Raw genomic sequence first — 24967 nt, 5'->3', positions numbered from 1 at the left:
CCCGGCCGGCGTTCAGGAGGAGTCGCGCAGTTCGCTGAGCGGAGTTCCGTGCGCCCAGCGCCGCAGGCACGAACCGTCGATCAGCCGCACGCCCCCTTGGCGCCGTGCCCACAGGACGTCACGCCGGGTGAACGCCCCACGGTGCACCACGAGACGCAGCGGTGGGCCGGGACCGCCGGGCCGCGCCGGACGCGAGGGGGTGTCCTCGTCGGGAAGGGGCTCGGCCACGGGCCGGAACGCGACCTCGAGCCGCCGGCCGTGCCCGTCCCGTGCGCGGACCCGGACCCGGTCCTCGGCCCGGCGCTGCGGGAACACGCGCCAGCCGTCCCGGCGCAGCATCCTCGAGACGGCCAGGGCCAGCCCCTGCGTGTCGAGCTCCGCCAGTTCCTCGGGGGTGTAGATGCCCCCGCGCCGAAGGGCCCGCGGACGGTAGCGCCGGATCGCGGCGGGCGTGGTGACGGCCACGAGGGCCAGGGCACCGAGGGGTACGGCGACGCCGGCCACGCGGTAGCCGACGGCGAGTCCGGCGACGACCGCGCAGATCACGACGACGAGCGCCGTGAGCGCGGGCAGCACCTCACGCAGTGCGGGCCCGTAGGCCCCTTCCGCACGCAACCGGCGGACGGCCGACCGTCGCCGCGCGCGTCCGGACAGGCGTTTTCCCGGTGTCCGCCCCCTGCACCCCACCCGGGCCCCCAACCCTCGCGCGCCTCGGCGCGTTCGGGGAGGGGTACCCCTCGGGGGCGGGACGGTCCCCTGGTGTACGGGATCCGGCCATGAATCCGGCCGAAGTCTTTCGGGGCGCCGCGACGCGTGGGGCGTGATCGAACCAGGTGGCGGCGGAGTCCCGTGCGGCGGGCACTTCTGCGGGCCCCGATGACCTGTGGGCGGGAGCGGGGCGGGGGCGGCGGATGGGTGATCCGCCGCCCCCATAGGCAGGTTGTCCGCGGGAAGACCCCCGGACCGGCTGCCGGACCGATCAGACGGTGCCGCTCTTGGAGACGACGATCTTCGCGCTGGTGCGGCCGGAGTCGCTGCCGAGCGCCTCGATCTTCTTCACCACGTCCATGCCCTCGACGACCTCACCGAAGACGACGTGCTTGCCGTCCAGCCAGTCGGTGACGATGGTGGTGACGAAGAACTGCGAGCCGTTGGTGTTCGGACCCGCGTTGGCCATCGACAGCAGACCCGGCTTGGTGTGCTTGAGCGTGAAGTTCTCGTCCGCGAACTTCTCGCCGTAGATGCTCTTGCCGCCCGTGCCGTTCTGGCGCGTGAAGTCGCCGCCCTGGAGCATGAAGCCGGGGATGACGCGGTGGAACGGCGAGCCCTCGTAACCGAAGCCGTGCTTGCCGGTGGCGAGCTCGCGGAAGTTCTGCGCGGTCTTCGGGACGACGTCGTCATAGAGCTTGAACTCGATGCGGCCCAGCGGCTTGCCGTCGGCGGTGACCTCGAAGAAGACGTTCTGGCTCATTGCTCTGCTCCTCATGGATACGATGCTTCGCCTCCGAGCATAGAGAAGCTGAGCCGGTGGGCGCGTGACCGGGGGTGATCATCGGGCAGGTGGCCCGGAGCGGGGCGGCGAGTGGCCGCCGGTGACACGGACACCGGGGACCGGCGGTCCGCCGCGGCGGGCGCGGGGTTCGCGGCCGCACACGCGGAGGGCCGTGACGGGCTCCGGCCCCGGACACACAGGGTGCCCGGGGCCGGACGGAACGTCGCCGGTCACCGGTGGGACCGGTGGGTCCCTCCTATTCCACTTTCGCCCAGTCGAGCGTGCGCTCCACCGCCCTCTTCCAGTCGGCGTAGCCCTGTTGACGCCGGTCCTCGGACCACTCGGGCTCCCAGCGCTTGGACTCCTGCCAGTGGGTGCGCAGTTCGTCGGTGTCCCGCCAGAAGCCGGTGGCCAGCCCGGCCGCGTACGAGGCGCCGAGCGCCGTCGTCTCGGCGACGACGGGACGGCTGACCGGTACGCCGAGGACGTCGGCCTGGATCTGCATGCACAGGTCGTTGGCGGTGACGCCGCCGTCGACCTTGAGCACGTCCAGATGGACTCCGGAGTCCTGTTCCATCGCCTCGACGACGTCGCGGCTCTGGTAGCAGATGGCCTCCAGCGTCGCCCGGGCCAGGTGGGCGTTGCTGTTGTACCGCGCGAGTCCGACGATCGCGCCGCGGGCGTCGGAACGCCAGTACGGGGCGAACAGGCCGGAGAACGCCGGGACGAAGTACATCCCGCCGTTGTCCTCCACGGTGCGCGCCAGGGTTTCGCTGTCCGCCGCGTCCGTGATGACCTTCATCTGGTCGCGCAGCCACTGCACCGCGGAACCGGTGACCGCGATGGAGCCCTCCAGTGCGTAGACCGCGGGGTCGGCGCCGAACCGGTAGGCCACGGTGGTCAGCAGGCCGTGCTGCGAACGGACCAGTTCCGTCCCGGTGTTGAGGACCAGGAAGTTGCCGGTGCCGTACGTGTTCTTGGCCTCGCCCGGCGCGTAGCAGACCTGCCCCACGGTGGCCGCCTGCTGGTCGCCGAGCACTCCGGTGATGGGGATCGGGGCGCGCAGCGGCCTGGACGTGCGCGTCGTGCCGTACGCCTCGCGGTCGGACGAGGAGTTGATGCTGGGCAGCATGGACCTCGGGACACCGAAGAAGCCCAGCAGTTCGTCGTCCCAGTCGAGGGTCTCCAGGTCCATCAGCATGGTGCGGCTGGCGTTGGTCACGTCGGTCGCGTGGATGCCGCCGTCGGGACCGCCGGTCAGGTTCCACAGGACCCATGCGTCCGTGTTGCCGAACAGCGCGTGCCCGTCCTCCGCCGCCTTGCGGACCCCGTCGACGTTCTCCAGGATCCACTGGATCTTGCCGCCCGAGAAGTAGGTCGCCGGGGGCAGCCCCGCCTTGCGGCGGATGACGTCGCCCTGGCCCGACCGTTCCAGGGCCGCGGCGATGGAGTCGGTCCGGGTGTCCTGCCAGACGATGGCGTTGTAGTAGGGACGCCCGTTGCGCGGGTCCCACACGACGGTGGTCTCCCGCTGGTTGGTGATCCCGATCGCCGCGAGGTCCTCGGCGGTCAGGTTCTTGTGCCGCAGGGCGTTCTGGATCACGGAGTTGGTGCGTTCCCAGATCTCCACCGGGTCGTGCTCGACCCAGCCGGATCGCGGAAGGATCTGGGCGTGCTCCAGTTGGTGCTTCGCCACCTCGTTGCCGGCGTGGTCGAAGATCATGAATCGGGTGCTGGTGGTCCCCTGGTCCACCGCGCCCACGAAGTCAGCCATGGGTTGCCGCCTCTGCCGAGGGTGTCAGTCTGCCGGGGGTGTCAGTCCTTGGGGACCGGGATGCGTCCCGCGGGCTCGGGTTCCGCCGTCGGCAGGAACCGGCCGACGAAGAGCTTGTACGCGCCTGCTCCGAGCACACCGCCGATCAGCGGACCGATGATCGGCACCCAGAAGTAGAAGTTGCCGTACTGATCTCGCCAGGCCCCTCCGTATCCCGTGAGGAAGCTGGCCAGTCGCGGTCCGAAGTCACGTGCCGGGTTGATGGCGTAGCCCGCGTTGGTGCCCCACGCCATGCCGATGCCCACGACCAGCAGGCCGATGATGAACGGGCCCAGGTTCGCGCCGGGCGGGGTGTTGAGCAGGTCCGTGACGGCGAGGATCACCAGCAGCAGGATGGCGGTGCCGATGATCTGGTCGCGGAACGCGCCCCACTCGTGGACGGGCAGGTTCGGGTTGCCGTTGGCGGGCAGCGTGGAGAACACGCCCTGGGTCTTGATGGTGTGGCCGGGGTCGGCCTTCGCCAGGGCCTCCGTGTAGTTCCAGCGAACGATCATGGCTGCCACGAACGCGCCGATGGTCTGGGCCACGACGTAGGGAGCCACCTTGCGCCACGGGAATCCCTTGAACGTGGCGAGCGCGACGGTGACCGCCGGGTTGAGGTGCGCGCCGCTCAGCCGTGCCGCGACGTAGACACCCATCGTGACGCCGATGCCCCAGGCCCACGCGATGCTGTCGTGGTTGCCGAGGCCGCCCGGAGGTGTCGTGAGTGCGCCGCCGGCGACCACCTGGGCCACCACGCCGCAACCGAAGAGGATGAGAATCATCGTGCCGAGGAACTCGGCCGACATCTCGCCGATGATCCCCGCGTTCTTGAACCGATCAGTCATGGAAGCCCGCTTCCCGCCGGTTCTGGACCGGCCGTTGACCGCCGCCCGAGCCCCCTCCTCATCTCACAATAGGATGATCAAGGATGAATTGCACCAAATCTGGAGACATCCCTTTAACTCGACCATATGTCGATCCGGTCGTGCAGGCGCGGGGATGCGATGGGTGCCGTGCGGGCCGGGCCCCCGAAAAATCGAACGGAAAACTTACCGAGGTCTATCCTGGTTCATGCCTTTTGTCGCTTATCGGAGAAGGTGAGATCCGATGGCCACACGCGTCAACGCACGGCGTCTGCTCGCCGGTGCGGCCGCGACGGGCCTGCTGGCCTCCGGGGCCGCGCTCGGCATGACGGGCGTCGCCGCGGCGACCCCGGCCCCCTCGCCCACGCCCTCCGTGACGGCCCCGAGCCATCACGGCCACCACGACCGGTGCGAGTGGAAGAAGGGGCACTGGGAGAAGAAGTGGGTGCCGGGCCACTGGGTCAAGAAGTGGGTGCACCAGGACTCCTGGCGCCACGGTCATCACCATCACGGCTGGGTGATGAAGTGGGTCTACGTCCCCGGGCACTGGGACCACGTCTGGGTCAAGGGCCACTGGGACTGCCGGCACCATCACCCCGTCCACTGAGTACTCCCGAGCGGTGAGCGCACCGGAAACGTGGTGGAGCGGTGCTGGACGGGCCGGTTAGGCTCGCCCGATGACCACACGCACTTTCCGCGTCACCGTTCGCGGAGTCTTCGACGGGCTCGACGCCGACCAGCGCGCCGAGCTGCTGGCGCGCGCGCCGGAACACGACGTCCTCCGGGCCGCCTTCACACCCGAGGGGCACCTCAGCTACGACCTGGCCGCGCGGCCGGCCTTCACCTTCCGCTTCGTGGACTCGGGTGAGGCGGAGGAGGACATCCTCGAGGCGGTCGAGCGGGCCGAGGCCGCCGCCACGGCCTGGCTCACCGAACGGGGCTACGGCTTCAAGCGGCTGAAGTCCCAGGCGGAGGATCTCTCCCAGGCCCCCCTCGGCAAACGCCAGAAGCGGGCCATCGCGCAGAACACCCCCTGATCCGCCGAGGGTTTCAGGCGCTTCCTTTTTCCCATATGCTTGAGCAGTCAAGGAGATGTCAATGAATGGAGGGCTGGACGCCGTCCTGCGTCTGGTGCGGGCCCAGGCCGTCCTGGTGAAGCGGTTCGACGCGAGCCTCGGCGGACTGCACGGGGTGAGCCTGGCCGACTTCACGCTGCTGCTGCGGCTGTCCGAGGCGCCGGGCGACCGCATGCGCCGGGTGGACCTGGCGGAGGCGCTGGGGCTCACCGCCTCCGGGGTCACCCGTGGGCTCGTACCGCTGGAACGCATCGGCCTGGTCCGACGGGACCCGGACGCCCGGGACGCGCGGGTCGCCTACGCGGCGCTGACGGACACCGGCCGGGAACGCCTGGCGGAGATGCGGGCCACCGCCGGCCGGGTCGCCGAGGAGGTCTTCGCCGAGCCGGCGTGGACCGAGGAGGACACGAAGCTGCTCGCCGGGCTGCTCGGCCGCCTCGGGGGCACGGGGATCGCGGGGCAGGGGCCGGCCGGCTCCTGAGCCGGTCAGGTACGGGTCGGCCGGCTCCTGAGCTCATCGGGTACGGGTCGGCGGGCTCCTGAGTCGGTCAGGTACGGGTCGGTCGGCTCCTGAGCTCATCGGGTACGGGTCGGCCGAGCTTCCGGGCCCGGCCGACCCCTACCGCGACTTCCGGCCGTCTCCCGCCCGCCCGTGCGTCGGTCGGCTCGGTCTCTCGCCCCCGAAAAAAGGACGCGCGCCCGGCGGGCCCGCTTCGGTACGGTCCGGCGATGGCTATCGACGATCAGAACGATCAGGACGGCTACTTCGGCGAGCGGGTCGCGGCGACCTACGACGATCCGTCGGGGGAGATGTTCCAGCCAAGCGCCATCGACCCGGCCGTCGACTTCCTCGCGGACCTGGCCGGAGACGGCCGGGCACTGGAGTTCGCCATCGGGACCGGCCGCGTGGCGTTGCCGCTGGCGGGGCGGGCGGTGCCGGTCCACGGCGTCGACCTGTCACGGGCGATGGTCGCCCGGCTGCGCGCCAAGCCCGGCGGTGACGCGATCGGCGTCACGATCGGCGACTTCGCGACGACGAGCGTGGACGGGACGTTCTCCGTCGTCTACCTGGTCTACAACACGATCATGAATCTCACGACCCAGGCCGAACAGGTGGCCTGCTTCCGCAACGCGGCGGCGCATCTGGAACCCGGTGGCTGCTTCGTCGTCGAGGTCGTGATCCCCGAACTGCGCAAGCTCCCGGCGGGACAGAACGTCGTGCCCTTCCACGTGAGCCCGACCCGCTGGGCCTTCGACGTCTACGACCCGGCCACGCAGGCGACGAGCTCGAACTACGTCGAGGTCGTCGACGGCCGCGGCTCGTACCGGTCGATTCCGTTCCGGTACGTCTGGCCCTCCGAGCTCGACCTGATGGCCCAGCTCGCCGGGCTGCGGCTGCGCGAGCGGTGGGACGGCTGGACACGGGAGCCCTTCACGAGCGACAGCGCCCGGCACGTCTCGGTCTGGGAGAAGCCCGCCGACGCAGCGTGACCTGGACCGGGACCTGGACCGGGACCTGGACCGGGACCGAGGGCGAGGCGGGCCGCGGAGCCGGGCGGGGTTCGTGACGTCTTGCCTGTCCCGGGAGCTCGGCGCAGGCTGGTGGCATGGGAGCTCGGGACGGGCCCACGCTGATCACCTCCGTACAGCGGGCCTTCCGTCTGCTGGAGGCGGTGAGCGCGCACGAGAACGGCGCGCCCGCCAAACAGCTGGCACGCGAGACCGAGCTGCCGCTGGCCACCGCCTACCACCTGCTGCGGACCCTCGTCCACGACGGATACATACGCAAACTTGACGACGGTGGCTTCATCCTGGGTGACAAGATGCAGACGCTCCAGGTCCAGGGCCGCGGCCAGGCACTCCTCAGCCGTGTCCGTCCCACGCTCGCCGCCCTGCGGGACGAGCTGGCCTCGGCCGCCTACCTCACCTTCTACGAGGAGGGCGAGATCAGGGTGGCCGAGATCGTCGACGGGCCCCGGGCGCCCCGGGTCGACCTGTGGGTCGGGTTCGAGGACGCCGGGCACGCGACCGCGCTGGGCAAGTCCGTGCTGCGAGAACTGGACGAGGAGTCCCGCAACGACTACCTCGCCCGGCACACCCTCCCGGACCTCACCCCGCGGACCATCACCAGCCGGCGGCAACTGCTGCGGAGCCTGGCCTCGTCGCCGGTCGCCCCGGCCGTCACGGATCTGGAGGAGTACTCTCTCGGAACGGTGTGCGTGGCCGTACCCGTCTACTGCGGGGAGACGCTCGGCTCGCTCGGCGTCTCGCTCCCGGCGGAGCGGCTGTCCCGGCTCGACGAGGTCCTGACCCGGCTGATCCCGACGGCGAACCGGGTGACCAGGGGCCTGTCGCTCACTATCTGAAATCTGCGTTCTTGTGGTGCCCGCCTCGAACGTCTTTCCTGGTCCAACCGGACATTTCGGGGATGAACCCAGGTGAGGACTACGCACAAGCATGAGTCGGGCCCGAGAACACGTTAGCCAGAAGTGGCACGGACGGACCTTCACGAGCCGAGCCGTCGGATTCGGGGCGGCGGGCCGCAGGGCCGCCGCCCGTCTCGCCCTCGGCACCTCGATGCTCCCCTTTCTGATCGTCGCCACCATCGTGCTCATCGACCTGGCGGGCGGTGCGGGGGTCATCTGGCTGCCGCTGCTGGCCGCCGGACCCGCGCTGGCGGCCACCACCAGCCGGCCGTGCGGGGTCCTGGGCGTCGGCTTCCTCGCCGCGGCGCTGAGCGCTGTCCTCGGCCTCCGGGACGGCGTTCCGGGCGGCGAACTCACGGCCGTGCTGTCCGCGCTGGCGGCCGTCACCCTGGCCAGTGCCCTGGCCAGCGCGCTGCGCTGGCGGCGGGAGCGGGTCCTCGCGGCCGTCCGCTCGGTCGCGGAGGCGGCCCAGCACGCGCTCCTCGCGCCCATACCCGCGAACGTCGGACCGTTCCAGGTGGCCGTCCGCTACAGCGCCGCCGCCGCGGAGGCCAGGATCGGCGGGGACCTGTACGCGCTGGTGCCGACCCCGTACGGCGTCAGGATGATCATCGGCGACGTCCGGGGCAAGGGACTCCCGGCCGTGGGCACGGCCGCGCTCGTGCTCGGCGTCTTCCGCGAGGCCGCCTACGACGAGCCCGACCTGCTGGCCGTCGTCGCCAGGATCGAGCGGAGTCTGGCGCGCAACCTCGGACACGACGACTTCGTGACCGCGGTGGTCGCCGGGTACCCCGAGCCGGGCCGCCTGGAGGTCGTGAACTGCGGGCACGCGCCCCCGCTGCACGTCCGCGCCTCCGGCGACGTCGCCTCCGTCGACCCCGTCCACCCCGCTCCGCCCCTCGGGCTGCGGGCCCTGACCGGGGAGACCCCGAGCCTGCAGGTGCTGCCCCTGGCCGACGGCGACCAGCTGCTGCTGTACACCGACGGCGTCACCGAGGCCCGGGACCACGGCCGGGAGTTCTACGCCCTCGCGGAAGGCCTGGCCCGGCACGTGTCCGACGAGCCGGCCACCACTCTCGCCGGGCTCGAGGCCGAGCTCCAGGCCCATGTGGGCGGCACGCTCCACGACGACGCGGCCCTGCTGCTGCTCCGCAAGCCGGCCGCCGCCGAACCGGCACCCGCGGTCGTCGTGAGCGGCGGCACCACCGGCGTCCCCGCCCCGCCCGCGCCCGCCGTCGCGGAAGCGGCGTGCCCCAGGGGCGCGCGCTAGGGGGTACGGCGAGACCGCCTCTCGCTTCGGCTGCGCTCCGGAGTACGCGGGGCGCATCCGGCGTCCGGCGGTGCATCCGGTGTCCGGCATCCGGCGGGTGCATTCGGCGTTCGGCCGGGTGGGCTTCCCGGGCTTTCGAGGCTTTCCGGAAGTGGGTCAGTGGCGCGCGAACTGGAGCCGGGTCGACTGGACGGTGTCGGGGCGGACCGCGATGCCCTCGACGGTCAGCCGTTCACCGTAGATGTCGGTGATCCTGATCGTGCCGCCACAGCCGCCGCCGTCCTCGGCGAGGAAGTAGTTGTACTCGGTGCGGGGCAGCTGCCGCCAGCCGCCGCCGGCCCGCAGTTCGAGCCGCGCCACGGGGTTCCGGTGGCCGATCACCTGGAGGGCGCACCAGTAGCGGCTGGACCCGGTCTTGTAGCGGAGAGCGACCGTGCCGGAGTCGGCGGGGCTCAGCAGGTTCCAGGTGATCGGGATGCGTCCGGCCGACAGGTTCGCGAGCCGGGCGAACGCCTGCGCGCTGAGGTCCAGCTGCCCGGGGGCGCAGCCCGTGGGGCATTCGTTGGTGATCCGGACCGTGACGGTCGCCCCGCCGGCCGCCCGGACGCGTACGTACGCCCCGCACGCCTTGGACGTCTCGTAGTCGGTGTGGTTCATCGCCGCGGTCAGCAGGTCGGTGCTCGGTCCGTAGGAACATGAGCCGCCGTCGCCGGTGCCGGCGTCATACGTGGTCGCCACTCCCCGGTAGTCGGCTCCCGGGCGGATGCGCCCCGCGAGGGAAGCGGTCGCGGCCGTGGTCCGGGAACCCTGTGCGGCCGACGGCCGCGCCGAGGTGGCGGAGGGACGGACCTTCGCGGTCGCGGAGGCGGCCGGGCTCGGCGGCCGTGACGCCGAGGGGTCGGCCGAGGGGGAGGCGGATCCGGCCGGCGTCGACCGGTCGGCAGCCGGGGTCCCCCGGGAACCGGTGGCCGCCGAGGCCGCGGTGTTGCTCGCATCGGCCGCCCGGTCACCGCCACCGGGCCGGAACGCCACGACCAGACAGACCAAGGCGCCCGCCGCTATCAGGGCGACCGGGGCGACGAACCGCATCCTCGGCCGGGGTTTCTGCCGACGCGCGCCCTGCCTCGTCTTCTTCATGTGCATCCGTTCGGGTGATCGAGCCGGTGGTATGCCCGTCAGTCGCCGCGGGGAGCGAAAAGGTTGCCGCGCGTGGAGAGTGACATGGCCGCGGCCCGTCCCGAGGGGAAACCGGTGAAAGGGCCGACGGGGTCACGTCGGGCTCATCCCGTCGATCCGGTCGATCCGGTCGATCCGGTCGGTCCGTTTCCGGCCCCGGACCAGAGCCGGTAGCTCGATCAGGCGGTACGTCAGCGCGGACAGCGGCAGGAGGACGGCGAAGAATGCCGCTTCAAGGAGGGGACGGTCCTGCCGGTACCGGCCGAGCACGCCGTCGCTCACCGCCAGCAGGACCGGATGAACCAGGTACACCGAGTAGCTGATCGTCCCCAGCCGGGTCAGCACGCGTGGGAACCTCCGGCTGCGCAGGGCGAGGGCCGCGCCGAAGGTGAGCGCGGCCAGCAGGAAGGCCGTGATCCAGCCGCGCCGGGCGAACCCGGCCGCCCCGCCCTGCCCGTACGCGGTCCCCACCGCGCAGATCAGCACCACGACCGCCGAGCGGGCCGTGCTCGGCCAGGTGCCCCGCCCGCTCTCCGCCCGCCGGACGGCGGCTCCCAGGAACATCACGGCCAGGATCACCAGGCCCTCCCAGAGCGGGACGGTGCCGTTGAAGGCGACCAGGACCAGAGCGAGCACTCCTCCCGTCACGGCCCCGAGAACCCGCGGCGCGGACGACCGGCAACCCGCGCCGAGAACGGCGATCACCAGCGCCACCGTGACGAGCGCGACGAGCGGGCCGGTGCCGACCGCGCGGGACAGCGCCGAGGCCCGGGGCACGAACCCCACCGCCGCACTCACCGCGGCCGCAACCGCCAGCACCACCGAGACCTTCGCCGGCCGATGGTCCGGCCGGACCGTGAACAGGGCGACGACCAGCAAGTAGAAGGCCAGCTCGTACGACAGCGTCCACAGAACGCGTACGACACTGGGCGTCCCCAGCAGTTCCTGGAGCAGGGTGACGTGCGCGACGACGACCGTGACGGGGTCCTGGCCGGCGAAACGAGTGCCGAGACGCGTGACGCCCAGCAGATCCAGGACCAGGGCCGAGCCCACCACGGCGGCCCACAGCGGATAGATCCGTAACGCCCGGCCGACCCAGAAGGTCCGCACGCGGCCCCGGCGCTCCAGCGAGGCGGGGATGACATAGCCGCTCACCAGGAAGAACAGCATGACGCCGTACCGGCCGATGTTCAGCTGGGGCGTCAGCAGCTCCCGGGTCTGGGCCATGAACGAGTACGAGGAGTGCTCGACCGCCACGAGGAGTGCGGCGAGCCCGCGCAGCGCGTCCAGCCAGCCGAGCCGCGGGGGACCGGCGGATCCGGCTTGCGCGGGTGAGTCCGCGGCGGACAGCGGGTCGGGAACGGGAGGTGCGGTTGCCATGGAGTCGCCTGCCTGGACCGCGTTCCCGGGGAAGGCGGGAACGGCGGACGGGGTGAGTGGAGGGAGGGGTAGGTGTTCAGGAGAGGGCTGGGGGCGGCCGGGAAGCGGGCACGGCCAGGGGAGTGGCTTGGGGCAGGTGGCCTGGCGGAACCCGGTTCGTGAGGTGGCGGCGGTGTGCCGGGTCGGCGCTCGCTGCGCGGGGCCGCGGGTGCCGCGCAGCGGATTCCCCATGGAAGTGCGGGCGCCCGGCGGCACGGCACGGGACACGCCCGCCCGGGACGGGGTTCGCCGGGATTGGCTACGTGGGGGCGGCGGGGCCCGCCCGCTGAGGCTGGCTGGAGCCCCCGGGCCGGGGAGGAGTGTCCAGCCGGTCGGGGTTCCGGTCCGTCGCCGTACCCGGGCGGGCGGAGATCCCGCCGTCGCGGCGGAGGATCCCGGTGTGCCGCAGAGCCGGTTCACCTGTTGTTGGGCGCGGGTGCGGAAAGCGTTACGGGCGAGCAGGTCGGCCGGCGAGGAGTACGGGGGCGGAGCGACTTCGGGTTCAGCCGCCGTCGGTCGCCGGGACCTCCACCGCGCCCCGCCCGCTCCTGGCGCCGTGGGGCAGCAGCGCCGCCGCGGCCAGGCCGAGGAGCCCGAGAAGGGCGAGGGTGACCATGGCCGCGGCGTAGGAGCGGGTGGTGAAGCCGGCCACGAGGATCGTGCCGGCGACCGCGGTGCCCAGCGACGAGCCGAGGTTCGACACGCTGCGGGACAGCCCGGAGATCTCGCCCTGCCGGTCCTCGGGGAAGCTCGACTGCACGATGTTGACCGACGGGGTCAGCATCACGCCCAGGCCCAGCCCGACCAGGAGCAGTCCGGGCGCGAAGGCCCAGGCACTGTCGAAGCTGTTGACCATCGCGATCAGGACGACGATCCCGGCGATCGTGACGACGAACCCCGTGATGATCAGGGTGCGCTGAGGCCGTCTCTCCGCGAGGCGCTGGGCCGCCAGGGAGGTGGCGAGCAGACCGAGCGTGGCGGCCGTGAAGATGACGCCGGTCTCGATCGCGTCGTAGCCGCGTACGACCTGGAGATAGGCGGCCACGGTGAACGAGGTCCCCATGAGCAGCAGCCATTGAAGGTTCTGGGTGATGAGCCCGAGGTTCGAGGTGCGGTCCTGGAACAGACCGACCGACAGCAGCGGTTCCTCGCCCGCCGACTCGCGGGCACGTACGTGACGGAAGAACCACAGCAGCACCAGGGCACCCAGGACGAGCAGACCCGCCATCAGCCATACGTTGTTGTCCGCGGCCAGGATGCCCATGACCACCAGGACGAGCCCCGCGGCCGACAGGACGGCTCCGACGGTGTCGAAGGGGCGCTCGGGATCCGGCGGCAGCGGGTCCTCGAGGTGCCGGCTCAGCACGACGATGAGCACGATGATCAGCGCCTGGAACACGAAGGCGGCGCGCCAGCTGATCCAGGAGGTGATCAGCCCGCCGATCAGCGGGCCCGCCGCCGCGCCGATGCCGCCGAGCGCCATGATGACGCCGAAGGCCCGCGCGCGGGAGGTCATGTCCTCGAAGAGGAGCGTCGTGAGGATGTAGACGGGCGGGATGAGCAGGGCCGTTCCGATGCCTTCGAGGATCGAGTTGCCGAGGATCAGGACACCCAGACCGGGGGAGACCGCGCTCAGCAGCGCGCCGACGCCGTACACCGTCAGACCGGCGAGGAAGCAGCGCTTGCGGCCGTAGCGGTCCGTCAGTTTTCCGCCCGGGATCATCAGCGCGGCCATGACCAGCAGGAAGATCGTGATGGCGACCTGCACGCCCTGCACCGTGGTGTCGAGGTCCTCGCTGATGTCGTTGATCATCACGTTCATGTTGGAGCCGGCGAAACTGCAGATGAACTGGGCGAGGGCGAGCGGCGCGAGAACGCGGCGCTGTGCCGCCGACGGCCGCTTCGCGGGGCCGGATTCAGCCATCGTCATTCCTTCAGGCCGCCGGACGTGTGGTGCGGGACGCGAGCTCCTACGGTCACAGCCTGCGCCGAAGGCCGGTGGACCGCACGCGGACGGGGGCGGGCCGGTGGAACGCTCCGTGCCCCCGCGCAGGAGGCCCGGGGCATCCGGCATGCGACGGTTCCGGGGATGGGACACAGTGGTGCCATGGGCCGTCTGTGGATGACGTGGTCGATCGACGGGGTCGGATCGGCCGGCCAGAACGTCGAGGACGTGGAGGCCGCCTGCCGCTCACTGGTCGGCTCGGTGGAGCGCTCCCGGCGGGCCTTCGAGGCCCCGGAGCCGTGGGAGGAACTCCTGGAGTCGGCGCTGCTGCTGCAGGACCGGATACTGGCCGACGCCCGGGCGGTCCTCGACCAGGGCCGGCAGTGGGCCGCGACGGTCAACGGGGTGAGCATTCTGCTGGTGCCGCGCGAGTGAACCCCGGGGGCGCCGGCAGGCCCGGCACCCCCGCGGCCGGACGCCGACCCCAAGGCGCCGGGCGCCCCTCCCGGTGTCAGACCCCCGTCGCCCGGGGCCGGGGCCCCACACCGGCCGCGCCGTGGAACGCGGGGTGCTCGCCCAGACGGCGTACGTAGGCCGGCAGCCGGGGACGTGCGCCGAGGGCGGCGCAACGGCCCAGGCCGGTGAGTGCCACCCACACGTCCACGTCCGCGGCCGTCAGGGCGTCGCCCAGGACGTAGGCACGCGAGGCGAGCTGACAGTCCAGCAGGTCCAGGGCTGCCGCGAGCTCCGAGGGCGGGGCGGACGGTGTGACATCGCGTTCCAGCAGGTCCCGCAGCGCGTCGATGTCGCCGGCGAGGGCGGGAGGGCACAGCGCGGAGGGCCGGGTCGTCGTGTGACCGGAGAGCAGCCCCGCCAGGTCGCGGAGGATGTCGGGCGTGTGGTTGCTGACGATGCGTCCGCTCCACCGGTCGCACAGCGCGGGCGCCGTCAGCGGACCGTCGAAGTGATGCTCGGTGGCCTCGTAGGCACGGCGCAGCGACGCGAAGGCGTCGGGGGTGCGGGCGGTGTCCGTGAGGAGCGTGGTGGCGACCGAGTCGTTCAGGCCGAGCAGTCCGAGGGTGATGGCGATCCGCAGCGAATGCGGACAACTCTGCGCCAGATACAGCTCGTAGCGGTGCGGGGCCGGGTAGAAGCCGCCGGCGAGGCCGACACCGATGCGGCTGTCGACGCGGTGGGGGAGTGCGGGCGCCGGGGTCACGGGCCTGAGCCGGGGGGCCGAGGGGATCGAGATCTGCTCACAGGGACGGGGATCGGTGGTGCTGGACGTGCGCGAAGCTGTCTCGGGCATGACTCTCCCTGGGGGGAAGACGGAAGCCACCGCCGCTTCGTGGGCACCGGCGGCCGGAGAACGGGTCGACTGCGCTGGTCGCACCGGTCCGGATCGAACGGACCGGCAGCGGATCAGTAGGCGCTGGAGACACGCAACAGATCGATGTGCAGGCGCCTCGTCAAGCCGTTCCTTGGCATTCCCACCGGTCCCGACCTCAGGGCTCGCGAGACGCGAGACCACGCTTGCCCCGCCGCACCGGCGGGACCCGGTCGTCACCCGGGGCACCCCGTCGCGGCGGAAGGGTTGCCTGTCAGCGGGCCGGGGCCGATGACCACAGGTGCGGGGGACCCGCACCGTGGGCGCTGACAATCGTGACCGTCCCCGCCAGTCTCGGGGCGCTCTGTTGCGCCGTCAAGAAGGCCGGGCGCGCGGTCTCACCTGGTGGTCACGCGCATTGACATTCTTTTCCGGACAGTTCTAACGTGCGGGCCACGACAGGATGCCTTCCGACCGGAGACGAAAAGGTGACGGCGATGCACACAGCTGAGGGGACGGCCGCATGGCGGCGCCTCGGCCGCGATGTGCTCTGCGCCGACCGCTCCGTCGACCTGCTGCGCGTCAACAGCGCGCTGTGTACGGGCCCGTGTCGCTCCGTCAGCCAGGGCTGACGCCTCCTTCACGTCTTTGACGACCGCCGCTCTCGCGGTGCGTCCCTTCCTGTCCAGCCCCCGTCATGCCTGCGACCGCGCACCGCCGTGCCTATGGCCGTCCTCCGGCCGGCACGGCGCTGTGCGCCCGCACGGCGGCGGGGAGTCCGCATCCGCTGGAGCTCCTCATGAGTCAACCTCCTGGCACCGCCTTGTCCTTGGGCGCGGCGACGCCCGCCGAGGCCGTCCCCCGCATCGACGTCCCCGCCCCGCCCGAACCCCTGGCGGCCCAGCGGGTCCTTCCGCTCCGGCGTCCCGGCCGCTGGATCGTCACGGCCGTCGTGCTCGTCCTGGTCGCCCAGACAGCCCACGGCCTGGTGACCAATCCCTTCTACCAGTGGGATCGGTTCCAGTACTGGTTCCTCCGTCCGACCATCCTCGACGGCCTGCTCATCACCCTCGAAGTCACCGTCTACAGCGCTGTGTTGGGACTGCTGGGCGGCATCCTGCTCGCCCTGGCCAGGCTCTCCCCGAGCCCGGTGCTCCGCGCGGTGAGCTGGGTCTACACCTGGCTGTTCCGGTCGGTGCCGCTCATCGTGGTCCTGCTGTTCCTCTACAACTTCAGCGCGCTCTACCAGACGTTGAGCGTGGGCGTGCCGTTCGGGCCGGCCTTCCTCACCTTCGACGAGTCCCGCCTCGCCACCGACATGGCCGTCGCCGTCGTGGGACTGAGCCTGAACGAAGCGGCCTACGCCTCCGAGGTGGTACGCGGCGGTCTGCTGTCCGTCGACCAGGGGCAGCACGAGGCGGCCTCCGCCCTGGGCCTGCCCAAGCGGTACCAGTTCGCCAGGATCGTGTTCCCGCAGGCGCTGCGCTCCATCACCCCCAACTACGTGAACCAGCTCATCGGGCTGATCAAGGGCACCTCGCTGGTCTTCTACGTGTCCCTGCTGGACCTGTTCGGCTCCGTACAGAGCATGGGCAGCACCTACCCCGGAGACATCGTTCCGCTGCTCCTCGTCGCCACCGCCTGGTACCTGATCCTCACCAGCGTCGTGTCCGTCGTCCAGTTCTACGTCGAGCGGTACTACTCGCGGGGCGCGCTGCGCACCCTGCCGCCGACCCCGTTGCAGAAGGTACGAAGCGGCCTGCGCGATGCCCGCGCCCGGGTCCGGAAGGAGACGGCGGCATGAGCGTGCCAGCCACCGCCACGGAGCCCGCGGCCGTCGACGTGTTCGACGTCCACAAGTGGTACGGCGCCCAACACGTGCTCAAGGGCGTGCGGTTGACCGTGCGGCCCGGGGAGGTGACCGTCGTCGTCGGCCCGTCCGGCTCCGGCAAGTCCACCCTGCTGCGCGTGATCAACCATCTCGAGAAGCCCGAGAGCGGTCACGTCAGTCTGAACGGCGAGCTCATCGGCGTACGACGGCAGGGCACGCGTCTGAAGGAACTGAGCGAGCGGATCATCCTGGCCCAGCGCAGCCGCATCGGGTTCGTGTTCCAGAACTTCAACCTCTTCCCGCATCTGACCGTGCTGGACAACGTGGCCGCGGCTCCCGTGGCGGTCGGCAGGCTCTCCAAGCCTCAGGCCCGGGACCTGGCGAGCGATCTGCTCGCCCGGGTGGGCCTGGCGGACAAGACCCTCGCCTACCCGCGCCAGTTGTCGGGCGGACAGCAGCAGCGGGTCGCCATCGCCCGCGCCCTCGCCCTGCGGCCCGGAGTCATCCTCTTCGACGAACCGACGTCGGCGCTCGACCCCGAGCTGGTCGGCGAAGTCCTCGCCGTCATCAAGGACCTGGCCCACAGCGGCACGACACTCGTCATCGTCACCCACGAGATCGGCTTCGCCCGGGAGATCGCCGACCGGGTGGTCTTCATGGACGACGGCCGGATCGTCGAACAGGGCACGCCCGCCGAGGTGTTGGACCATCCGCGGCAGGAACGGACCAGGGACTTCCTGAGCAAGGTCCTCTGACCCGCGCCGCCACGGCGAAGCCCCTCCGACCCGCCCGACCTTCGTCCCGCGCGCCGCCACGGCAAGGTCCCTTCCGACCCGCCGGTGCCACAGCAGGGTCCCCGACCCGCGCGGCGCCACGAGGCGTCGTGCCCCGAAGACCGCGGTCCACCGGGACCGTTCCCCCCACATCTCCCACCGCACACCCGAAAAGGACAGCCATGCGCACCCTCAGCCCCAGCAGCAGGACCCTCCGCGGCGTCGCCGCGACCGCCGCCGTCGCCTCCCTCGCCGTCTCCCTCGCCGCGTGCGGCGCGGACAGCGACGCCGCCACCCGCACCCGGAGCGACGCGGCCGGAACCGTGACCGTGGGCGCGCTGTCCAACGGCGCCGCCAAGGAGACCACGCTCAAGGTGTCCGAGGTGAAGGCGATCAGCGCCGAGCTGCCCAAGTCCATAGCCGCCAGAGGCACGTTGGTGGTCGGCATCGGCGCACTGCCCGCCGGATCACCGCCGTTGAACTTCGTCGGCCAGGACCAGAAGACGCTCACCGGCAGCGAACCCGACCTCGGCAGACTGGTCGCCGCGGTCCTCGGGCTGAAGCCCGTGGTGAAGAACTCGACCTGGGAGAACCTGTTCGTCGGGGTCGACAGCGGCAAGGTCGACGTCGCCTTCTCCAACGTGACCGACACCGAGGAGCGCAAGCGAAAGTACGAGTTCGCCTCCTACCGCCAGGACAACCTCGCCTTCGAGGTGCTGAAGAAGAGCACCTGGAATTTCGCCGGCGACTACCGGAACCTTGCGGGCCGGACGATCGCGGTGGGCGCCGGCACCAACCAGGAGAAGATCCTCCTGGAGTGGAAGGCGAAGCTGGCCGAGGAGGGCAAGAAGCTCACCGTCAAGTACTACCAGGACAACAACGCGACGGCCCTGGCCCTCAGGAGCGGGAAGATCGACGCCTCCTTCGGCCCCAACCCCGCCGTCGCCTACCACGTCACCCAGAACGCCAAGTCCCCCGCCCCGACCCGCAACGCGGGTCAGTTCTCGGGCGCGGGCGCGACGATCCAGGGTCTGATCGCGGCCACCGCGAAGAAGGACAGCGGGCTCGCCAAGCCGGTCGCCGACGCCATCAACCACCTCATCGAGAACGGCCAGTACGCCAAGTGGCTGGCCGCCTGGAACCTCTCGAACGAGGCCGTGAAGACGTCCGAGGTCAACCCGCCCGGCCTGCCGCTCGACAACTCCTGAACCACACCGCCCGCGCAGGGACTCCGCCGCGCCTGCGGCGGAGTCCCCCGGGCGCGTCCGGCAGCGTTCCAGATACGGAGACCCGCACCGCCATGTCCACCAGCGTCCACTCCGCCCCCTCCCCGGCCCCGGCCGCATCCCACGTCCTCGACAACCCGGCGTGGGCCGCGCTCACCGGCCCGCACGCCCATCTCGCCGAGCGCCTGGGGCGGGCCGCCCGCTACCCCGGGGACGTGTCCCCGTTCGCCGCCCTCGCCGACCCCGACGACCCCCGCTCCTGGGACGACCTGGCCGAACTCGTCGGTCCCGGCGCCCTCACCCCGGTCACCGGGGCCCGGACCGTCCCGGTCGGCTGGGGCGTCGAACACGCCGGTGAGGGAGTCCAGTTGACCGCCACAACACTTCGCGCCGAGCCCGCGCCCGACGCGGTACGCCTCGGCCCCGCCGACGTGCCCGAGATCCTCGACCTGATCGCCGTCACCCGGCCGGGCCCCTTCCTGCCCCGTACGGTCGAACTCGGCACCTATCTCGGCATCCGCGAGGACGGCCGGCTGATCGCCCTGGCGGGCGAACGGCTGCGGCCGCCCGGGTGGACCGAGATCAGCGCGGTGTGCACCCGTCCGGGACACCGGGGCCGGGGGCTGGCCACCCGGCTGGTCCGCGCCGTCGCGGCGGGCATCGTGGAACGGGGGGACACCCCCTTCCTCCACGCCGCCGCCGACAACACCGGCGCCATCCGGCTCTACGAATCGATCGGCTTCACCCTGCGCCGCCGCACCCGGTTCCAGCTCGTCCGCGCCCCCGGCGGACAGCAAGTCCGGCGGGGACGACGGGAAGAAGCCCGCCGGCCGGAAGAAACGGCACAGCCGTGAGGTTGCCTCTGTTCAGGAGCACCCGGCGCCCCGGCCGAGACCCGCGGCCGCCGGAAGGCGAGGCAACCCGGGCGCACCGGGCCGAGCGGGCGGAGGCGAGGTACATGCACCGGGTGTCCCACCGCGTGCCGAGCCCCGTCGCGCCCCGCCGCCCGCGCCTGTACGGCCGTCCGCACATCGATCTGCTGCGGACCGCCGGCGCACTCTGTCGCCCCTGACCCGTTCCCCGCAGCCGCGCCCCGCCGTCCGGGGCGGGCTTTCCCGTACGGTCGATCAGGAAGGCACCTCCGTGTCCTCGTCACCCTCCCCGCTGCACCTCGCCGTCGCCCTGGACGGCGCCGGCTGGCATCCGGCCGCCTGGCGCGAGCCCGTGGCCCGCCCGCACGACCTGCTGACCGCCGGCTACTGGGCCGGTCTGGTCACCGAGGCCGAGCGCGGTCTGCTCGACTTCGTGACCATCGAGGACGGGCTCGGCCTCCAGTCCTCCTCGCCCACCGGTCCCGACGGGCGCACCGACCAGGTCCGCGGCCGCCTCGACGCCGTCCTCGTCGCGTCCCGGGTCGCGCCGCTGACCCGCCACATCGGCCTCGTGCCGACCGTGGTGGCCACCCACACCGAGCCCTTCCACCTGTCCAAGGCCATCGCCACCCTCGACTACGTCAGCTCCGGCCGTGCCGGACTGCGCGTCCAGGTCAGCGCGCGCCCCAACGAGGCGGCGCACTTCGGACGGCGCACCTTCCCGCCGTTCCGCATCGAGGACTACGACACACCTGCCACGCAGGAACTGGTGACCGAACTCTTCGACGAGGCCGCCGACTACGTCGAGGTCGTGCGCAGGCTCTGGGACAGCTGGGAGGACGACGCGGAGATCCGGGACCACGCCACCGGCCGCTTCGTCGACCGCGACAAGCTCCACTACATCGACTTCGAGGGCAGGCACTTCAACGTGAAGGGCCCCTCGATCACTCCCCGGCCGCCGCAGGGACAGCCGGTCGTCAGCGCCCTGGCCCACGCCACCGTCCCCTACCGGCTGGTGGCCCGGGCCACCGACATCGGCTACGTCACCCCGCACGACGCCGCCCAGGCCCGGGCCGTCGTGGCGGAGATCCGCGCCGAACAGGCCGCGGCCGGGCGGCAGGAGGACACCCTGCACGTCTTCGGCGACCTCGTGGTCTTCCTCGACGACGTTCCCGGAGCCGCCGCGGCCCGCCGCGAGCGGCTGGACACCCTCGCGGGCAGCCCGTACGCGAGCGACGCCCGCATCTTCGCCGGCACACCGGCCCAACTCGCCGATCTGCTCCAGGAACTGGGTGAGGCGGGACTGTCCGGCTTCCGGCTGCGTCCCGCCGTCGCCGGGCACGACCTCACCGCCGTCACCCGCGCCCTGGTGCCCGAACTCCAGCGCCGGGGCGCGTTCCGGCGGGCCTATGAAGCGGACACCCTGCGCGGACTGCTCGGACTGTCCCGCCCCGCGAACCGCTACGCCACGACCGCCTGAGCCGGAAGGACCCCGACCATGAGCAAGCCGCTCAAGCAGATCCACCTCGCGGCGCACTTCCCCGGCGTCAACAACACCACCGTGTGGAGCGCCCCCGAGGCCGGCAGCCACATCGAGTTCAGCTCGTTCGCGCACTTCGCGCGGACCGCCGAGCGCGCCAAGTTCGACTTCCTGTTCCTCGCCGAAGGGCTGCGGCTGCGTGAACAGGGCGGAAAGATCTACGACTTGGACGTCGTGGGCCGGCCCGACACCTTCACCGTCCTCGCCGCGCTCGCCGCCGTCACCGAACACCTCGGGCTGACCGGCACCATCAACTCCACCTTCAACGAGCCCTACGAGGTGGCGCGCCAGTTCGCCAGCCTCGACCACCTCTCCGGCGGACGCGCCGCCTGGAACGTCGTCACCTCCTGGGACGCCTTCACCGGCGAGAACTTCCGCCGCGGCGGCTTCCTTCCGCAGGAGGAGCGCTACTCCCGGGCCAAGGAGTTCCTGAGCACGGCGAACGAACTCTTCGACTCCTGGCGCGGGGACGAGATCGTCGCCGACCGGGACACCGGGACGTTCCTGAGCGACGCCAAGGCCGGAGCCTTCGTCCACGAGGGCCGGCACTTCGACATCGAGGGACAGTTCGACGTTCCCCGCTCCCCGCAGGGCCGCCCGGTGATCTTCCAGGCCGGCGACTCCGAGGAGGGCCGCGAGTTCGCCGCGTCGAGCGCCGACGCGATCTTCAGCAGGTACTCCACCCTCAAGGAGGGCCAGGCCTTCTACACCGACGTCAAGGCGCGCCTCGCCCGCCACGGCCGGCGGCCCGAGCAGCTGCTCATCCTGCCCGCCGCGACCTTCGTGCTCGGGGACACCGACGCCGAGGCCGAGGAACACGCCCGCGAGGTGCGGCGCCTCCAGGTCAGCGGCGCCACCGCCATCAAGCACCTGGAGTTCGTCTGGAACCGCGACCTGTCCGCGTACGACCCGGACGGACCGCTCCCCGAGATCGATCCCGACCTCGGCGAACACACCGTCTCCCGGGGCCGCGCCCAGGTCCGCATGTACCGCGACCCGCTGGCCACCGCCCGCGAATGGCGGGAGCGGGCCGCCGTCAACAACTGGTCCATCCGCGACCTCGTCATCGAGACCGGAAGCCGGCAGGCCTTCGTGGGCAGCCCCGAGACGGTGGCGCGCACCATCGACCACTTCGTCCAGGCCGACGCCTCCGACGGCTTCATCCTCGTCCCGCACATCACGCCGGGCGGCCTGGACGCCTTCGCCGACACCGTCGTACCGCTGCTCCAGGAGCGCGGCGTCTACCGCACCGAGTACGAGGGCTCCACCCTGCGCGACCACCTCGGACTCGCCCACCCCGACGCCGGGACCCCGGCCGACCGGGTCGCCTCATGACGCTCCGGACCCCCGCCCGGGAGCCGCGCCGCGGCCGCCCCGGACCACCACGCGCCACCGCACCCCTGTCCGCAGCCCGCTGAGGAGGCCCCGCACATGTCCGACATCCCACTCGGCGTACTCGACCTGGTTCCGGTCTCCTCGGGTTCCACGGCCACAGACGCCCTGCGCAACTCCGTCGACCTGGCCCGGCGGGCCGAGAGCCTCGGATACACCCGCTACTGGTTCGCCGAACACCATCTCAACCCCGGCGTCGCCGGCACCTCGCCCGCCGTCGTCATCGCGCTGACCGCGGCCGCGACCTCCACCATCCGGCTGGGCGCCGGCGCCGTACAACTCGGCCACCGCACCGCCCTGTCCACCGTCGAGGAGTTCGGTCTGATCGACGCGCTGCACCCCGGACGCGTGGACCTCGGGCTCGGGCGTTCCGGCGGCCGGCCTTCCGGCAAGCCGGCCGCCTCACCCGCGACCGTGACCCCGGTGGTCGACGGCCGGGCCCCGAACGGGCTGCGCATCCCGCCCCGGTTCTCCTTCGAGCACCTCCTCGGCTCACCGCGGGTCGCCCTGCAGCGCACCCTTCTCCAGCAGCCCGGTGCCGGCTCGCAGGACTACGGGGAGCAGGTCGACGACATCCTCGCCCTGCTCGCGGGCACCTACCGCTCCCCGGAGGGCGTCGAGGCGCACGTCGTCCCCGGTGAGGGCGCCGACCTGGAGATATGGATCCTGGGCAGCAGCGGAGGGCAGAGCGCCGAGGTGGCGGGCCGGGGCGGCCTCCGGTTCGCGGCGAACTACCACGTCAGCCCGGGCACCGTACTGGAGGCGGTGGACGGCTATCGTGCCGCGTTCCAGCCCTCGGACGTCCTGGAGAAGCCGTACGTCAGCGTCAGCGCGGACGTCGTGGTCGCCGAGGACGACGAGACGGCCCGCGAACTCGCCACGGGCTACGGCCCCTGGGTCCGCAGCATCCGCACCGCCGAGGGAGCCATCCCGTTCCCCACCCCGGACGAGGCGCGCGCCCATGTCTGGTCGGACGCCGACCGGGCGCTCGTCCAGGACCGCCTGGACACCCAGTTCGTCGGCTCGCCCCGGCACGTCGCCGACCGGCTGGCACAGCTTCAGGAGGCAACGGGAGCTGACGAGTTGCTCATCACCACGATCACCCACGGACACGAGGACCGGGTGCGGTCGTACGAGCTGCTGGCCGAGGAGTGGCACCGACGCTGAGCACCCGGCCCCGCCGGCCCTCCCATGATCGTCTCCCGACCGGTAGCGTGCGCCCATGTTCTGGGAGATACCGACTTATCGGATGGTGGACGGAGAGAGGATCGACGGGGCCTGGTGTCACGTCTGGCGGCGGCACCGGGTCGACAGCCGTTACTTCGTGGCGGACTTGACCGTCTACGCGGACGGGGCGATCGGCTGCGGAGGGCGCACGGACCTGGACGGCCTCGGGAGGCTGCTGGCGAAGGACCTGCTGGCGCCGACCGACCCCGAGGCGCCGCCGTTCCCGCGGGAACCCTCGAAATGGGCTTCGCGAAACGGTGAACCGCTGACACCGGAGGGATTCCTCCAGGAGGTCGCCGACCGCGTCGAGCAGCTCAACGGGCGGCCGACCGCCGCGCAGCGCTGCTGGGACGCGATCCGGAGCTTTCAGCAGGACCCGGGGGAGGCCGGCCGTGAACGTCTCCGGGCGGCCTATCTCGCGGTCCCGCCGCACCTCCGGATCTATGTCCTCGGCGACATGGACCGCCAGGACCGGCCGCTGCGGATCCTCTTCACGGAGGTCGGCGAGCGGGCCGACGGCGACGGCCCCGTGGTGACGGCGGAGATGCACCAGGAGGTCCTGGAGTACTTCGACCGAGGAGACCGGGGAGTGGAGAGCGAGCGGGAGCGGCGAGCCGTCCAGCACTCCGACGATCCATCGGGACCCGGAAGGCCGGTACTCGTCTCCCTGGAGACCGTCCACCCCCGTGGCTGGCCCGAGGAGCCGGGGCCGTTCATGCTCCGCAACGACTTCCCGGCGCGGATCGAGTTCGCCGGCGCCTCGTATGCCTCCGTCGTGCACGCCTATTGGGCGCTGGCGGCGGCCGAGGACGCCGACAGGGAGAGGATCCGCGAGGCGGCCACCGGGCGAGAGGCACGGGACCTGGGCGGTGCGGTGAGGCACCGCAGCGACTGGGCGGACGTCCGCCTCGCGGTCATGGCGGGGCTCCTGCGCGCGAAGTACACCCAGCATCCCGGACTCGCCCGGGTCCTGCTCTCCACCGGCGACGCCAGGATCAGCTACACCGGTCTGTGGGACGCCCCCTTCTGGAGGGACGTCCCCGACGGCCGGGGACGGAACTGGGTGGGCCGACTGCTCGAACTGACCCGCTCGGAACTCCTGGCGGAGCAGCTCTTCCCCGCCGAGGAGAACGGCGCGGCCGTCCCCTAGGGCGTGTTGCGAAAGTCCCGCCTGCCGCGCGACGCCACGCACGCACTCTCGCCGCACCGGGCGAAAGCCCAAGTACATCCAGTACGAGGACTTCCGCCCGGCACGCCGAGAGCACGCTCCCCCGAGCTCTCGGCTCCGCTCGAGCA

General features: G+C 71.8%; 26 protein-coding genes and 1 riboswitch. Of the genes, 17 read left to right on the top strand and 9 right to left on the bottom strand.

The window, feature by feature from the left end; translation table 11 throughout:
- Positions 1-12: 12 nt before the first annotated feature.
- From IO36_RS30130 to IO36_RS30115, 4 genes are all read right to left on the bottom strand, one after another.
- Positions 13-615, bottom strand: a complete 603-nt coding sequence (locus tag IO36_RS30130; RefSeq protein ID WP_245173540.1) for a hypothetical protein — start codon at positions 613-615, stop codon at positions 13-15.
- A 364-nt stretch (positions 616-979) separates the two neighbouring features.
- Entirely contained in the window at positions 980-1471 is a 492-nt protein-coding gene (locus IO36_RS30125; RefSeq protein WP_037624312.1) for a peptidylprolyl isomerase, read from the bottom strand.
- A gap of 277 nt (positions 1472-1748) precedes the next feature.
- Positions 1749-3266 carry a glycerol kinase GlpK gene (gene glpK, locus IO36_RS30120; protein WP_037624311.1) on the bottom strand — a complete coding sequence of 506 codons (1518 nt, stop codon included), beginning with the start codon at positions 3264-3266 and terminating at the stop codon, positions 1749-1751.
- Positions 3267-3307: 41 nt separating this feature from the next.
- Positions 3308-4153 carry an MIP/aquaporin family protein gene (locus IO36_RS30115; RefSeq protein ID WP_037624310.1) on the bottom strand — a complete coding sequence of 282 codons (846 nt, stop codon included), beginning with the start codon at positions 4151-4153 and terminating at the stop codon, positions 3308-3310.
- Between the two features lie 262 nt (positions 4154-4415).
- On the opposite strand from IO36_RS30115, the gene IO36_RS30110 reads away from it, so the two are divergent.
- From IO36_RS30110 to IO36_RS30085, 6 genes are all read left to right on the top strand, one after another.
- Positions 4416-4778: a hypothetical protein gene (locus tag IO36_RS30110; protein WP_037624309.1), complete on the top strand. Its 363-nt coding sequence runs from the start codon at positions 4416-4418 to the stop codon at positions 4776-4778.
- Positions 4779-4848: 70 nt separating this feature from the next.
- A complete protein-coding gene (locus IO36_RS30105; RefSeq protein ID WP_037624308.1) occupies positions 4849-5208 on the top strand; it encodes a DUF6204 family protein in 360 nt (119 codons plus the stop codon).
- 61 nt (positions 5209-5269) lie between these two features.
- Positions 5270-5728 carry a MarR family winged helix-turn-helix transcriptional regulator gene (locus tag IO36_RS30100; protein WP_037624307.1) on the top strand — a complete coding sequence of 153 codons (459 nt, stop codon included), beginning with the start codon at positions 5270-5272 and terminating at the stop codon, positions 5726-5728.
- Positions 5729-5976: 248 nt separating this feature from the next.
- Positions 5977-6738, top strand: a complete 762-nt coding sequence (locus tag IO36_RS30095; RefSeq protein WP_037624306.1) for a class I SAM-dependent DNA methyltransferase — start codon at positions 5977-5979, stop codon at positions 6736-6738.
- Positions 6739-6854: 116 nt separating this feature from the next.
- Positions 6855-7613: an IclR family transcriptional regulator gene (locus tag IO36_RS30090; RefSeq protein ID WP_037624305.1), complete on the top strand. Its 759-nt coding sequence runs from the start codon at positions 6855-6857 to the stop codon at positions 7611-7613.
- A 211-nt stretch (positions 7614-7824) separates the two neighbouring features.
- Complete coding sequence (locus tag IO36_RS30085) at positions 7825-8943, top strand: PP2C family protein-serine/threonine phosphatase (protein ID WP_051901077.1); 1119 nt, start codon at positions 7825-7827, stop codon at positions 8941-8943.
- A 156-nt stretch (positions 8944-9099) separates the two neighbouring features.
- Here the strand turns inward: IO36_RS30085 and IO36_RS30080 are convergent, their stop codons facing one another.
- From IO36_RS30080 to IO36_RS30070, 3 genes are all read right to left on the bottom strand, one after another.
- Positions 9100-10080: an expansin EXLX1 family cellulose-binding protein gene (locus tag IO36_RS30080; protein ID WP_037624304.1), complete on the bottom strand. Its 981-nt coding sequence runs from the start codon at positions 10078-10080 to the stop codon at positions 9100-9102.
- Positions 10081-10212: 132 nt separating this feature from the next.
- Positions 10213-11499, bottom strand: coding sequence for an acyltransferase family protein (locus IO36_RS30075; protein ID WP_078943525.1), 1287 nt, complete (start codon positions 11497-11499; stop codon positions 10213-10215).
- Between the two features lie 541 nt (positions 11500-12040).
- Complete coding sequence (locus tag IO36_RS30070; RefSeq protein ID WP_051901061.1) at positions 12041-13462, bottom strand: MFS transporter; 1422 nt, start codon at positions 13460-13462, stop codon at positions 12041-12043.
- A 165-nt stretch (positions 13463-13627) separates the two neighbouring features.
- Here IO36_RS30070 and IO36_RS30065 point away from each other — a divergent pair, with 165 nt between their 5' ends.
- Positions 13628-13918 carry a hypothetical protein gene (locus IO36_RS30065; protein ID WP_158997595.1) on the top strand — a complete coding sequence of 97 codons (291 nt, stop codon included), beginning with the start codon at positions 13628-13630 and terminating at the stop codon, positions 13916-13918.
- 76 nt (positions 13919-13994) lie between these two features.
- On the opposite strand, the gene IO36_RS30060 is transcribed toward IO36_RS30065, so the two are convergent.
- Together IO36_RS30060 and IO36_RS49440 are read right to left on the bottom strand one after the other, a co-directional pair.
- Complete coding sequence (locus IO36_RS30060; RefSeq protein ID WP_051901060.1) at positions 13995-14792, bottom strand: glutathione S-transferase family protein; 798 nt, start codon at positions 14790-14792, stop codon at positions 13995-13997.
- A 113-nt stretch (positions 14793-14905) separates the two neighbouring features.
- Entirely contained in the window at positions 14906-14971 is a 66-nt protein-coding gene (locus IO36_RS49440; protein ID WP_351121255.1) for a putative leader peptide, read from the bottom strand.
- Positions 14972-15007: 36 nt separating this feature from the next.
- Positions 15008-15151: riboswitch (SAM riboswitch) on the bottom strand.
- A gap of 156 nt (positions 15152-15307) precedes the next feature.
- Here IO36_RS49440 and IO36_RS49050 point away from each other — a divergent pair.
- The 10 genes from IO36_RS49050 to IO36_RS30020 all read left to right on the top strand — a co-directional run bounded on the left by IO36_RS49050 (position 15308) and on the right by IO36_RS30020 (position 24821).
- Positions 15308-15442, top strand: coding sequence for a hypothetical protein (locus IO36_RS49050; protein WP_280923761.1), 135 nt, complete (start codon positions 15308-15310; stop codon positions 15440-15442).
- 167 nt (positions 15443-15609) lie between these two features.
- Positions 15610-16614, top strand: a complete 1005-nt coding sequence (locus tag IO36_RS30055) for an amino acid ABC transporter permease (protein ID WP_037624302.1) — start codon at positions 15610-15612, stop codon at positions 16612-16614.
- Entirely contained in the window at positions 16611-17396 is a 786-nt protein-coding gene (locus IO36_RS30050; protein WP_037624301.1) for an amino acid ABC transporter ATP-binding protein, read from the top strand. The genes IO36_RS30055 and IO36_RS30050 overlap by 4 nt, the downstream gene beginning before the upstream one ends.
- A 200-nt stretch (positions 17397-17596) precedes the next feature.
- Positions 17597-18622, top strand: a complete 1026-nt coding sequence (locus IO36_RS30045; RefSeq protein ID WP_037624300.1) for an ABC transporter substrate-binding protein — start codon at positions 17597-17599, stop codon at positions 18620-18622.
- A gap of 92 nt (positions 18623-18714) precedes the next feature.
- Positions 18715-19494 (top strand): GNAT family N-acetyltransferase, encoded by a 780-nt coding sequence (locus IO36_RS30040; protein WP_078943524.1) that lies wholly within the window; start codon positions 18715-18717, stop codon positions 19492-19494.
- 104 nt (positions 19495-19598) lie between these two features.
- On the top strand, positions 19599-19712 hold the full coding sequence (locus tag IO36_RS49435; protein WP_425535558.1) for a putative leader peptide: 114 nt from the start codon (positions 19599-19601) through the stop codon (positions 19710-19712).
- Positions 19713-19783: 71 nt separating this feature from the next.
- Positions 19784-20992 (top strand): LLM class flavin-dependent oxidoreductase, encoded by a 1209-nt coding sequence (locus IO36_RS30035; protein WP_037624299.1) that lies wholly within the window; start codon positions 19784-19786, stop codon positions 20990-20992.
- Between the two features lie 18 nt (positions 20993-21010).
- Positions 21011-22387: an NtaA/DmoA family FMN-dependent monooxygenase gene (locus IO36_RS30030; protein WP_037624298.1), complete on the top strand. Its 1377-nt coding sequence runs from the start codon at positions 21011-21013 to the stop codon at positions 22385-22387.
- A 96-nt stretch (positions 22388-22483) separates the two neighbouring features.
- Positions 22484-23611, top strand: a complete 1128-nt coding sequence (locus IO36_RS30025) for an LLM class flavin-dependent oxidoreductase (RefSeq protein ID WP_037624297.1) — start codon at positions 22484-22486, stop codon at positions 23609-23611.
- A 55-nt stretch (positions 23612-23666) separates the two neighbouring features.
- A complete protein-coding gene (locus IO36_RS30020) occupies positions 23667-24821 on the top strand; it encodes an NADAR family protein (RefSeq protein ID WP_078943523.1) in 1155 nt (384 codons plus the stop codon).
- Positions 24822-24967: the final 146 nt, after the last annotated feature.

Origin of the sequence: Streptomyces aureus, from assembly GCF_000725495.1 — a bacterium.
In the GTDB taxonomy this organism is placed as follows: domain Bacteria; phylum Actinomycetota; class Actinomycetes; order Streptomycetales; family Streptomycetaceae; genus Streptomyces; species Streptomyces aureus_B.
The sequence above is the reverse complement of the archived record's forward strand: the minus strand, read 5'-3'. Positions and strand labels throughout refer to the sequence as shown.